Genomic DNA, 12,001 nt, shown 5'->3' on the forward strand with positions numbered 1-12,001 from the left:
GCGAGCGGAGCGAAGCAATCCAGGGCCGGACCAGGACGCCCTGGATTGCTTCGCTCCGCTCGCAATGACGCATTATTCGACGCCATTCCGCTACCAATCCGGTCGCCGAGAAGAAGCCGGGCCCCGGAATCGCATCCGGGGCGACGACAAGGCCGAGCGGATCAATGCTCGCGGAACGAGGACCAGAAGGCGCCGACCAGCGGTTCAAGCGCGTAATCGAGCGCGGTGCGCTTGCGCAGCGGGATCAGCACTTGCGCGGGCATGCCCGGGCGGAGCTTGAACTGTTCGCCACGGAACTTCGACAGGACGTGCAACTCCTCGGGCGGCACGGTGATCTCGGCGGTGAAATAGCTGACGCCGGTCTTCTCGTCGGTGAAGCTGTCCGCCGAGAGGCGCGTCATCGTGCCGTTGAGCGGCGGGATATCGCGTTCGTGGAGGCTCGGGAACTTCACGGTGGTGTGCTGGCCGACCTTCAGATCGTCGGCGTCGTCGGGCGAGATGCGCGCCTGAATGCGCAGCGGTGCCTGTTCGGGGACGATGTCCATCAGCTTCTGCCCCGGCTGGATCACGCCGCCGGGGGTGAAGACCGTCAGCCCGACCACCGCACCGGTGGCGGGCGCGCGGATCTCGGTGCGCGCCAGTTGCTCGCGCGCCGCGCCCAGCTTCGGCAACAGCTCGCCGAGCCGCACCTCGACGTCGCGCAGATCGGCGGCGGTGCGCTCGGTGAACGTGCGTTCGGCCTCGAGCCGCTGGATCTGGCTTTCGCGCGCGGCCTCGCGGGTCTGTGCGACGCTGGCGGAATATTGCCCGCGCTGGCCCTGCAATTCGGCGCGCATCCGCTCCAGCTCGCGCAGCCGGGTCTGCGAGACGAAGCCCTTGGCCGCGACGGGCCGCAGCGCGTCGAGCTGTGCGTCGAGCAGCTTCAACTGCTCCTGCGCGGAGACGACCTGCTCGCCATAGCCGCGGCCCTGTTCGTTCGACTGCGCCGCGCGCTGCCCGAGCGCGTCGCGCTGCGCGGTTAGCGTCGCGGTGCGCGCGTTGAGTTCGGTCTGCTGGAGGCGCATCGCCAGCGCGGCCTCGGCGCGATCCTCGGCGTTGAGCGTCGCGAACTCGCGCGGCGCGGGGATGCGGGTCTGGCCGAGCTGTTCGGCCTGGAGCCGGGCACGCTGCGCGAGCAGGCGGATGGTCTGCGATGCGAGCGCGCGTTCGCTGGCGAGCACCTCCGGCGAGCCGAGGCGGATCAGCAATTGCCCCTGCTGGACGCGCTGGCCGTCGCGGACGAAGATCTTGTCGACCACGCCGCCGTCGCGGTGCTGGACCGCCTGCCGCTGCCCGGAAACCGCGAGCACGCCTTCGGCATAGGCCGCCGCGTCGAGCCGCGCGAACGCCGCCCAGCCGAGGAAGCCGATGAAGAACAAGGCCGCGACGATCAGCCCGTTGCGGATATCGCTGCGCGGATCGGCGGGCAGATGGACCGCATCGTCGCCGGTCGCCGACAGCGGGGAAGGGGAGAGGGGCAGGGTGGCCATGTGTCAGGCGCTCGCGCTGGGGGCGGTGATCGTCGGGGGCGTGCCGGGGCTGGGCACCGCGCGCGGCCGCTGCGGCGCGATCTTGGGCAGCACTTCGTCGCGCGGGCCGAACATCTCCACGCGGCCGCCGCGCATCACCAGCAGTTTGTCGACGACGGGCAGGATGCCGAGCTTGTGGCTGACCACCAGGATCGTGTGTCCGGCCTTCTTGTAATGGTCGATCGCGGCGAGCAGCGCGCTGTCGCCCTCGGCATCGAGGTGCGCGTTGGGCTCGTCGAGGATCAGCACCGCCGGGTCGCCGAACATCGCGCGCGCCAGCGCGACGCGCTGCGCCTGACCCGCCGACAGCCCGCGCCCGCCGGGCTTGAGTTCGTGATCGAAGCCGCCGGGCAACCGCTGGATCAGCTCGCGCGCGCGGGCGCGCTCGGCGGCCTTGATCGCGGCGGCGTCGATCGCGGCCGGATCATGCGCGAGTTCGGTGCGGAAGCGCGCGATATTCTCCTTCACCGTGCCGGCGAACAGCGACGGGTCCTGCGGGAGATAGCCGATATGCTCGGCGAGCAGCTCGGGATCCCAGTCGGTGACGTCGGCGCCGTCGATCCGCACGCGGCCGCGATCCGGGCGGATCGCGCCGGCGATGATCCGGGCGAGCGTCGATTTGCCCGCGCCGCTCGGGCCGACGATCGCGATCACCTCGCCCGCCGCGATCGGGATCGACACGTCGCTGATGATCGTGCCGTCGCGGGCGTCGTTGAACAGCGTGACGTTTTCGAGCCGCAGCGTTCCCCGCGGCGCGGGAAGCTGCGTGACGACGCCGGTGGTCTGCGTCTCGGTCAGCAGCTTGTCGAGCCGCAGGTAGCTGCCGTGCGCCTGCGCGATCCCCTTCCAGCTGCCGATCAGCATCTCGATCGGCGCCAGCGCGCGCGAGATCAGGAACGAGGCGGCGAAGATCGATCCGCCCGAAATCTGGTTGTCGATCGCCAGCAGCGCACCCAGCCCGAGCGCGAGGCTTTGCAGCGCGAGGCGCACGAACTTGGTGGCGGTCATGTAATTGCCGCTGGTGAAGCCGGCGCGGGTCTGGAGCGCGAGCATCGCCTCGCGATAGCGCAACTGGCGCGTCACCATCGCACGGCGCATCCCCAGCGCACGGACCGCCTCCGCACCGCCCAGCATCGCTTCCTGGCTGGCGTAGCTGGTGGTCGCGGCGATCTGTGCGCGTTCCAGCGCGGTGCGGGTGCCCTTCTCGTTGCGCCACGCGATCACGGGCAGGATCGTGCCCCCGACCAGCGCGACGACCCCCAGCACCGGATGCACGAGGAAGCACACCCCGATGTAGATCGGCGTCCACGGCGCGTCGAACAGCGCGAGCACGCCGGGGCCGCTGATCGTCTGGCGCACATTGTCGAACTCGCGCAGCGCCTGCCGCGCGACCGGCTGGTCGGGGCGGCCGAGGGTGGCGTCGAGCAGCACCGGGGCGAGCGTCGCGTCGAGCCGGACGCCTGCGCGCACCAGCAGCCGGGTGCGGACGCGGTCGAGCATCGACAGCGTGACGAGCGCGAACAGCAGCACCGCGGTCAGGAACCATAAGGTCAGCCGGCCATGCGTCGGCACGACCCGGTCATACACCTGCAGCATGTAGAGCGTTGGGGCGATATACAGGATGTTGACCAGCGCGCTGAACCCGAAGGCGGCCAGGATGTGGCGACGGCACAGCGACAGCGCCGCCCGCATCGGGCCTTCGGCACCCGGATTCGTGGTTATCATCATGGAACCAACGCCTAGCATCACCGTTTCGCCAAAGCGACGGGGTACGTGCGAGGCCCGGCCCTACTCCGGCGAGCCCCGCACGCGTTGCGGATCGTCCCTTTCCCACGCCGCACATCGCAGGAATGACTAAAGATTTTGCTAGGCCGCGCTTGTTTGCGCGCGCGATGCTGCTCGCCCGGTCATCGGATGTTTTCTTGACGCCGCCGCATTCTGCCGACTCGGCAGGCAAACTTCTATGATACGGCCCTATTGCTAGTCAGTCGCAATCGCTGTTATAGCGAGGCCATGCGAGGGCACAGGGAAAGTGGCGGATGCTGATGCAGCGGGTGGAGTCGCCCACGAAGGCAACGCCGCGTATGCGCCACCTCCGCATGGCCGCGATGACGATGGTCGTGCGGTGCCTGACCGCGTTCCTGGGCGGCTATGCGCTGATCGCCGTGGTCGCGATGCTGACCGCGCGACTGCTGCCGATCGCGCGGGTCGAGGCGACCGTCTGGGGGATGATCCCAAGCTTCCTGATCTACGCCGTCGTGGGCCTGTGGTGCTTCCATGAACCGAAGCTGGCGCGGGTCGTCGGCTGGGTGTGGGGCGGCACGATCGTCGTGGGAGCGGCGGTGTGGTTGCTGGGCGTCCGGCCGTGACCCGCTCGCTGCGACAGTCGATGGCGTGGATCCACAGCTGGCTGGGGCTGCTGGCCGGCTGGATCCTGTTCGCGATGTTCCTGACTGGCACCGCCAGCTATTTCCGGCCCGAGATCACGCGCTGGATGCAGCCCGAAATGCCCGTGAACCACACGCCCGCGACGATCGCGGCGCAGAATGCCGTGTCGCAGCTTTCGCGCGACGGCATCCACGACCAGCAATGGTTCATCCAGCTTCCGAACGACCGCGACGTCGTCACGCACGTCTATGCCACGCCCAAGCCCGACGCGGCGGAGGCGAAGGGGCAGAAGCCCGGCACGCGGCGCAAACGTGCCGAAGAGCAGGTGCTCGATCCCGCGACCGGCGCGCCGATCCATGCGCGCGACACGCGCGGCGGCGAGCATTTCTATCGCTTTCACTTCCAGTTGCAGCTGCCGCATCCCTGGGGCCGATGGCTGGCGGGCGTCTGCGCGATGTTCATGCTGGGCGCGATCATATCCGGGGTGGTGACGCACAAGCGTATTTTCGCCGACTTCTTCACGCTGCGCTGGAACAAGGGGCAGCGGAGCTGGCTGGACGCGCATAACGTCTCGGCGGTGCTGGCGCTGCCCTATCACGCGGTCATCACCTATACCGGACTGATGACGCTGGTGCTGATGTACCTGCCGTATCCGATCGCGATCAATTACAAGCAGCCGCTCGATTTCGGTCGCGAGGCCTATGGCCTGCCGCAAGATGCGGTCGCGACGGGCCGCGCCACGCCGCTGGTGCCGATCGCGCCGCTGGTGCGCGACGCCGAGGCGCGGTTGCAGCGGCCGGCGGCGCGCGTCGTGGTCCAGCAGCCCGGCGATGCCGCCGCGATCGTTGCGGTGACCGGTGCCGCCCAGTCGAGCCTGAACGCGCGCGCGGGCACGGTCGTCTATTCGGGCGCGACCGGTGCGTTGCTCCAGCCGCCGAGCGGCGCCGGCACGGGCGTGTCGACGGTGGGCGTGATGCTGGGGCTTCATCTCGCGCAATATGCCGCGCCGGCGCTGCGCTGGGTGCTGTTTCTGCTCGGGCTGACCGGGGCGGCGATGGTCGGCACGGGGTTGCTGCTGTGGACGGCGGCGCGGCGGAAGCCGGGGGCCAGGCCGTTCTTCGGTCTGCGGCTGGTCGAGCGGCTGAACATCGCGACGATCGCGGGGCTACCGATCGGGATGGGGGCCTATCTGCTCGCCAATCGCGTCATCCCCGCCGCCGCCGAAGGTCGAGCGGCGGCCGAGGTGGCGACGATGTTCTACGTCTGGGGCGGGGCGGCGGTGCTGCAGTTGCTGCGTCCGGCAAGACAGGCGTGGGCGATCCTGTTCGCGGCGGGCGCGGCGGTCTATGCCGCGATCCCGATCGCCAATGCGCTGACCACGTCGCGCGGGCTGGCGGCGTCGTGGCGCGCCGGTGACCAACTTTTCATGAGTTTCGATGTAGCGATGCTGGGGATCGCGGCGCTGCTGGGCCTGGCGGCGTGGCGCGCGGCGCGGCCGCGGCGGGTGCAGGTATCACGACGGACACGGGAGATGGTGCATGTTTGAAGGCGTGTTGCTGTGCGCGCTGGCGTTCGTGCTGCTGGCGGCGGCCTCGTACAAGTTCCGGCGCGAGGCCGGGATTTCCGGCGAGCGCGCGGTACGCGCCTTGCGCAGCGGCGCAGCGGTGCTGATCGCGCTGGCGCTGGTGCGGGTCGGCACGCCGATGGACGGCGAGCGCTGGGTGCGGCTGCTGACCTGCGCCTCGATCGCGGCGGTGATCGTGGTGCTGGCGCTGTCGGTGGCGCCGGGCACGGTCTTCTATCCGGTCCGCCGGGCGATCCGCCGCCGTTGAGATCGATCGACCTTCGACGTCGGGCGTTCGACGAGGCAGGGCTGGACCCGGACGCCCTGGATTGCTTCGCTGCGCTCGCAATGACGGATCAGATTGAGGCGATCACGCTCTAACAACCCGAAATGATAGGCTTACGCGGTGCACCTCCGCGCCGCCGCGTGATCTCATTCGTCTTCGCCGGTCATGAAGCGACGCGTTCCGACAGGGTGACGGGCTCGCTGTCGTCGAGCGTGCCGAGTTCGCCGCGCTGACGCGCCTTGCGGCCGTAGACCAGCTCAAACAGCGGCGAACTCATCAGCGTGGTCGCGATCGCCATCAGCACCAGTATCGAGAACAGCGCCGGCCCGATGATGCCGCGCGCCAGGCCGATGTTGATGATGATCAGCTCCATCAACCCCCGCGCGTTCATCAGCGCACCGACACCCATCGCCGTCGCGTTGTCCTGACCGGTCAGCCGCGCCGCAGCCCAGCATGCGCCGCCCTTTGCCACGACGGAGGCGACGAGCACCACCAAGGCGACTCCCAGCAGCGCCGGGTCTGCGACCAGCGCAAGCTGCGTGTTGAGCCCGCTGAAGGTGAAGAAGCAGGGGAGCAGCAGCAGGACGGTCAGCGGCTCGAGCTGGCGCTTCAGCCCCTCGGCAAAGGGGCCGCGCGGCATGACCGCGCCCAGCAGGAACCCGCCGAACACGGCATGCATCCCGACCGCATCCATCGTGAAGGCGGCGAGCAGGAACAGCATCAGCGCGATGCCGGTCTCGGTCTGCCCCACGACGCCGGTCCGTTCGGCCCGCGCGCCGAGCGGACGCAGCAGCCGCGGACCGACGCCGAGCACGACGACCGCGAAGATCACCGCGCCGCCGATCGCCTTGATCGCCACCCCCGCGCCGTCGCCGAACGTCGCCAGCACCACTGCCAGCACCGTCCACGCCCCGGCGTCGTCGATCGCACCCGACGATAGCGACAGCGTGCCGAGCGGGGTGCCGGACAGGCCGCGCTCGTGGATGATCCGGGCGAGCATCGGGAAGGCGGCGATCGCGATGCACGCGCCGGTGAACAAGGCCGCCTGCGTCGCGGTAACGGATGGACTGAACAGCCCGGGGATCGAGCGGAGCCACGGTGCGAGGACCACCGCGACCGCGAACGGCGCGAGCATTCCGGACAGCGACACCGCAGTGGCGCTGCGCGCATTGCTGCGGAAATGATCGGCGCGGAAGCCGAGCCCGACGATGAACATGTACAGCCCGACGCCGAGCTGCGCGACCGCGTAGAGCAGCCCGCGCGTCTCCGTGGGGAACAGCAGCATCTGCCACTCGGGCGCGAGCAGCCCGAGCAGCGACGGTCCGAGCAGGACGCCCGCGATCATCTCGCCGACGACCTGCGGCTGTCCGAGATAGCGTTTCGCCAGCCACCCGACGCAACGAGATACGGCAACGATCGCAAACAGCTGCATGAAGAAAAGGACGCTGAGCTGCGCCGGTGCCATCATCAATCCCCACCCGTTTTCCGCAGGCTAGCGGGAGAGAGGGGCGTGCTCAATGACGATGTTCGCGCTATCGGCCGCCCGTCCGGCGGGTGAGCGCGGCGACGCAACTGGCGCGATCGATGCTGCTGCCGTCGCGCTGGCGCGCGTCGACCCAGGTGACGCGCGGTTCTGCGCGAGCGGCGGAGGGGTAGAGATAGGCGTCGAGGATGCAGATCGCGCTGGAGAATTGCAGCTTGCGCGCGCTGCCCTCGCGTACGTCGGCGTCGGGTTGTCCGAAGGTGCTGGTCAGATGCGCGGCATCCTGCCCCATCACCGCCTCCAGCCCGAGCGTCGGCAGCGCGACCGGGATCGCGCGCGCGACCGCCGGTCGCTGCGCCGTGGTGGTCGCGCAGCCGGCCAGCACGGGCAGGAGCAGCAGCACGGCGGGGGCGAGGGACTTCATCGGCGGTTTCCGTGAAAGAGGTGCGTCGCCATCGCCGCGCCCAGCACGGGCGCGAGGATGTTGAGCAGCGGAACCACGAACAGCCCGGTCGCGGCAAGCCCCAGTACGAAGCGCCGCCCGGCGGTCGCCGCGCGCCAGTCTCGCATCGCCGCAGCGGGCAGGTGCCGCGCCGCGACCATCTCGCCGAGATCGCGCCCGAGCAGCCAGCCGTTGACGACGAAAAACGCCGCCGCGGTGCCGACCCCGGTGACGAGCAACCCGATATAGACCGGCGCGGCGAGCAGGTTGACCGCGATGAACCGTCCCGCCGAGGCGAGCCCCATCCGCAGGCCGCGCGCCAGCGATACCGGCCGCGCTTCTGCCAGCGCTTGCGGATAATGCCGCCGCTCGACCGCGGCGACGATCGCGTCGGCGAACAGCCCGACGACCAGCATCGCCACCGCGCGGAACAGCAGCCACCCGCCGAGCACCGTCAGCAGCGTGGCCGCCACCCCGGCGAGCGTGCCGTGCCAGCTGATCCCGGCCAGCGCGGTATCGATCAGCCACCATGCACCGGCGCCGAGCGCGACGAAGATGCCGAGCGTGATCGCCAGCGACAGCGCGAGCACGCGCAGGATCGCGGGGTCGCCGAGTTGCTGCACCGAGAGCCAGAATGCGCGGACCATCGTGTGGCGATGCGCCGCGCTTGGCCGTTGCGCAAGCCGCGACCGCGCTCTAGGCGGGCACTTTCCGCACTTCCAGGAAGTACGAACTTGACCGAACCCCGCTATGACGTGGTCGCGATCGGCAATGCCATCGTCGACATCCTCTCGCCCGCCACCGACGCGTTCATCGCCGACAACGGCATGACCAAGGGCGCGATGGCGCTGGTCTTCTCTCCCGAGGACGCCGACGCGCTCTATGCGAAGATGGGGCCGGGGCAGGAAGTGTCGGGCGGGTCGGCCGCGAACACGATCGCGGGCATGGCGGCGCTGGGCAGCCAGTGCGCCTTCATCGGGCAGGTCGCCGACGACCAGCTCGGCGAGGTGTTCGCGCACGACATTCGCGCGGCGGGCATCCGTTTCGACACCGCGTCGCGCGCCGGTGCGCCGACGACCGGCCGCTGCCTGATCTTCGTGACGCCCGATGGGCAGCGCACGATGAACACCTTCCTTGGCGCATCGCACTATCTGCCCGCCGAGGCGCTGGATGCCGCGCTGATCGCGGATGCGCGGTACCTGTATCTCGAAGGCTATCTGTGGGACCCCGAAGAGCCGCGCGCCGCGATGCGCGCCGCGATCGATATCGCGCGCGGGGCCGGGCGGAAGGTCGCCTTCACGCTGTCGGCCGAGTTCGTGATCGACCGCCACCGCGACGCGTTCCACGCGCTGATCGATCAGGGGCTGATCGACGTGCTGTTCGCCAATGAGACCGAGATCATGTTCCTGACGCAGACCGACACGGTCGATGCGGCGGTGGCGGCGGTGCAGGACAAGGTGCCGCTGGTCGTCGTCACGCTCGCCGAGCGCGGGGCGATGGCGGTCGCGGGCGGCGAGCGCGTGGTGGTGCCCGCGCAGCCGATCGAGAAGGTGGTCGATACGACCGGCGCGGGCGATCTGTTCGCGGCGGGCTTCCTCCATGGACAGGCGCAGGGCAAGTCGCTGGAGGCGTCACTGACGCTCGGCGCGATCTGCGCGGCCGAGGTGATCCAGCATTTCGGCGCGCGGCCGATCGTCGACCTGAAGGCGATCACCGCGGGGGTGTAAGCCGTCGCCCCTGCGCGGGCGCGACGGTGGTTGGAGCGGTTCTCAATCCCGCCTCGATCTGCCACAGACCTGCGCGTGACGTCGTTGCCGATCCATGCCGTGCTGCCCGACCTGCTCGCGACGCTGCGCGAGCGGTCGTCGGCGGTGCTGGTCGCGCCGCCGGGTGCGGGGAAAACCACCGCGGTGGCGCCCGCGCTGATCGATGAAACATGGTGCACGGGCGAGGTGCTGGTCACCAGCCCGCGCCGGCTCGCCGCGCGCGCCGCGGCCGAGCGGATGGCGGCGCAGGCGGACGAGCCGGTCGGGCGCACCTTCGGTTATGCGACGCGGCTGGACACAAAGCGCTCGGCGGCGACGCGCGTGACGGTCGTGACCGAGGGCATCCTGACCGCGCGGTTGCAGGACGATCCCGAACTGACGGGCGTGTCGGCGATCCTGTTCGACGAGGTGCACGAACGCAGCCTCGACGGCGATTTCGGGCTGGCGCTGGCGCTGGATGCGCAGGCCGGGCTGCGACCCGATCTCCGGGTGGTGGCGATGTCCGCCACGCTCGACGGCGCGCGGTTCGCGGCGCTGATGGACGATGCGCCGGTGATCGAGAGCGAGGGGCGCAGCCATCCGCTCGAACTGCGGCATATCGGGCGCGCCGCCGAGGCGCGGATCGAGGAGGCGATGGCGGCGGCGATCCGGCGCGCGCTGGCCGAGGCGGCGGGCGGGGTGCTCGCCTTCCTGCCCGGCGTCGCGGAGATCGAGCGCACCGCCGAGCGCGTCGGCGACCTGCCCGGCGTGCGGCTCCACCGGCTGCATGGCAGCCTCGACCCGGCGGCGCAGCGTGCGGCGATCCGCGCCGAGCCCGATGGCGCGCGCAAGCTGGTGCTGGCGACCTCGATCGCGGAGACGAGCCTGACCCTCGACGGCATTCGGGTGGTGGTCGATAGTGGTCTGGCGCGCCGCCCGCGCTACGATCGCGCCGCGGGAATGACCCGCTTGGTGACCGAGCGCGCGAGCCAGGCGGCGGCGACGCAGCGCGCGGGACGCGCCGCGCGGCAGGGGTCGGGAGTCGCCTATCGCTTGTGGGAGGCGGCGGCGACCGCCGGCATCCCGCGCTTCGACCCGCCCGAAATCCTCGAGGCCGATCTGTCGGCGCTGGTGCTGGCATGCGCCTTGTGGGGGGTCGCCGATCCGCGCGCGTTGCGCTGGATCGATCCGCCGCCGGCGGTGGCGATCGACGAGGCGCGGGCGCGGTTGCTCGGGCTGGGTGCGATCGACGCGGACGGGCGGCCGACCGCGCATGGTCGTCGGATCGCGCGGCTGCCGATGACGCCGCGGCTGGCGCATATGCTGCTGCGCGCGGGCGACAAGCGGCTGGCGGCGGAGATCGCGGTATTGTTGCAGGAGCGCGGGCTTGGGGGGCAGGATGCCGATCTCGAACTGCGGCTGCGGCGATGGCGGGGCGATCGCTCGCCCAAGGCGGAGAATGCGCGCGCGCTGGCGAAGCGCTGGGCGGCGATGGCCGGGCGCGACGGCAGCGGCGACACGATCGCGGCGTGCGTCGCGCTCGCCTTTCCCGATCGCGTCGCGCGGCGGCGTGATGCGAGCGGCGAACGCTGGGTATCGGCGGGCGGGCGCGGGTTCCGACTGGATGTGACGGCATCGCTGGCGCGCGCCGAATGGCTCGCGGTGGCGGAGACGCAGGGGATGGCGGCGGGCGCGCGGATTCTCTCGGGTGCGGCGATCGACGCCGACGATGTTGAGACGTTGTTCGCCGAGCGGATCGAGACACGGCGGACCGCGGTGTTCGACCCCGCGACCGGCGGCGTCCAGCCGCTGCGCGAGCGACGGATCGGCGCGATCCGCGTGTCGAGCGGCCCGGACAGCCAGGCGGACCCGGCGGCGGTGGCGGCGGCGCTGGTCGAGGGGGTACGGACGCATGGCGTCGACCTGCTGCCGTGGTCGGAAGCGGCGCAGGCACTGCGGACGCGCGCGGCCTATGCGGGGGTGCCGCTCGACGACGAAACGCTTGTCGAGCGACTCGACGAATGGCTGCCGGCGCTGGTCGCGGGCAAGCGCCGGCTGGATGCGATCGCGCCGGGCGCGTTGACCGAGGCGCTGCGCACGCTGCTCGGCTGGGACGCGTTGCGCCAGATCGACCGGCTCGCGCCGGCGGATTTCACCAGCCCGGCCGGGTCGACGAACGCGATCGACTATGGTGCCGAGGCCGGGCCGACCGTCGAATTGCGCGTGCAGACTTTGTTCGGGCTGGCCGAGCATCCGGTGGTCGGCGAGCGACGCGTGCCGCTGGTGCTGTCGCTCACTTCGCCGGCCGGACGACCGATCCAGACGACCCGCGACCTGCCGGGTTTCTGGCAGGGGAGCTGGCGCGACGTCGCGCGCGAGATGCGCGGGCGCTATCCACGGCATCCGTGGCCGGACGATCCCGCCGCGGCCGCGCCGACGCTGCGGACCAAGAATGCGGACGCGCGGCGGAACAAGTGACTCACCCGGTGAGAGCGGGAAGGTTCGGGTTCAAAGCGAGCTGTAAG

General features: G+C 70.6%; 10 protein-coding genes. 5 read left to right on the forward strand and 5 right to left on the reverse strand.

Translation table 11 applies throughout. The annotated features are described in order from the left end of the window. Positions 1 to 161: 161 nt before the first annotated feature. Both AADI75_RS06495 and AADI75_RS06500 read right to left on the reverse strand, forming a co-directional pair. Positions 162 to 1,529 (reverse strand): HlyD family type I secretion periplasmic adaptor subunit, encoded by a 1,368-nt coding sequence (locus AADI75_RS06495; RefSeq protein ID WP_341208229.1) that lies wholly within the window; start codon positions 1,527 to 1,529, stop codon positions 162 to 164. 3 nt (positions 1,530 to 1,532) lie between these two features. Continuing rightward, the gene (locus tag AADI75_RS06500; protein ID WP_341208230.1) at positions 1,533 to 3,296 is read right to left on the reverse strand and encodes a type I secretion system permease/ATPase; all 1,764 of its coding nucleotides are present in this window, start codon (positions 3,294 to 3,296) and stop codon (positions 1,533 to 1,535) included. Positions 3,297 to 3,652: 356 nt separating this feature from the next. Here AADI75_RS06500 and AADI75_RS06505 point away from each other — a divergent pair, with 356 nt between their 5' ends. From AADI75_RS06505 to AADI75_RS06515, 3 genes are read left to right on the forward strand one after another with little or no spacing between them, the layout of a single operon-like run. After that, positions 3,653 to 3,937, forward strand: coding sequence for a hypothetical protein (locus tag AADI75_RS06505; RefSeq protein ID WP_341208231.1), 285 nt, complete (start codon positions 3,653 to 3,655; stop codon positions 3,935 to 3,937). Continuing rightward, positions 3,934 to 5,502 (forward strand): PepSY-associated TM helix domain-containing protein, encoded by a 1,569-nt coding sequence (locus tag AADI75_RS06510; RefSeq protein WP_341208232.1) that lies wholly within the window; start codon positions 3,934 to 3,936, stop codon positions 5,500 to 5,502. The genes AADI75_RS06505 and AADI75_RS06510 overlap by 4 nt, the downstream gene beginning before the upstream one ends. Continuing rightward, positions 5,495 to 5,788 carry a hypothetical protein gene (locus AADI75_RS06515; RefSeq protein ID WP_341208233.1) on the forward strand — a complete coding sequence of 98 codons (294 nt, stop codon included), beginning with the start codon at positions 5,495 to 5,497 and terminating at the stop codon, positions 5,786 to 5,788. Before AADI75_RS06510 ends, AADI75_RS06515 begins: the two co-directional genes overlap by 8 nt. A gap of 181 nt (positions 5,789 to 5,969) precedes the next feature. Here the strand turns inward: AADI75_RS06515 and AADI75_RS06520 are convergent, their stop codons facing one another. The 3 genes from AADI75_RS06520 to AADI75_RS06530 form a co-directional block, all read right to left on the reverse strand. Then, positions 5,970 to 7,271, reverse strand: coding sequence for a cation:proton antiporter (locus AADI75_RS06520; protein ID WP_341208291.1), 1,302 nt, complete (start codon positions 7,269 to 7,271; stop codon positions 5,970 to 5,972). Positions 7,272 to 7,338: 67 nt separating this feature from the next. Beyond that, positions 7,339 to 7,713: a hypothetical protein gene (locus tag AADI75_RS06525; RefSeq protein ID WP_341208234.1), complete on the reverse strand. Its 375-nt coding sequence runs from the start codon at positions 7,711 to 7,713 to the stop codon at positions 7,339 to 7,341. After that, on the reverse strand, positions 7,710 to 8,378 hold the full coding sequence (locus AADI75_RS06530; protein WP_341208235.1) for an EI24 domain-containing protein: 669 nt from the start codon (positions 8,376 to 8,378) through the stop codon (positions 7,710 to 7,712). The genes AADI75_RS06525 and AADI75_RS06530 overlap by 4 nt, the downstream gene beginning before the upstream one ends. An 87-nt stretch (positions 8,379 to 8,465) precedes the next feature. Here AADI75_RS06530 and AADI75_RS06535 point away from each other — a divergent pair, with 87 nt between their 5' ends. Together AADI75_RS06535 and hrpB are read left to right on the forward strand one after the other, a co-directional pair. Continuing rightward, a complete protein-coding gene (locus tag AADI75_RS06535) occupies positions 8,466 to 9,458 on the forward strand; it encodes an adenosine kinase (protein WP_341208236.1) in 993 nt (330 codons plus the stop codon). A 75-nt stretch (positions 9,459 to 9,533) separates the two neighbouring features. Further along, positions 9,534 to 11,954, forward strand: a complete 2,421-nt coding sequence (hrpB, locus tag AADI75_RS06540) for an ATP-dependent helicase HrpB (protein ID WP_341208237.1) — start codon at positions 9,534 to 9,536, stop codon at positions 11,952 to 11,954. Positions 11,955 to 12,001: the final 47 nt, after the last annotated feature.

Source organism: uncultured Sphingomonas sp., assembly GCF_964021865.1.
GTDB lineage: Bacteria > Pseudomonadota > Alphaproteobacteria > Sphingomonadales > Sphingomonadaceae > Sphingomonas.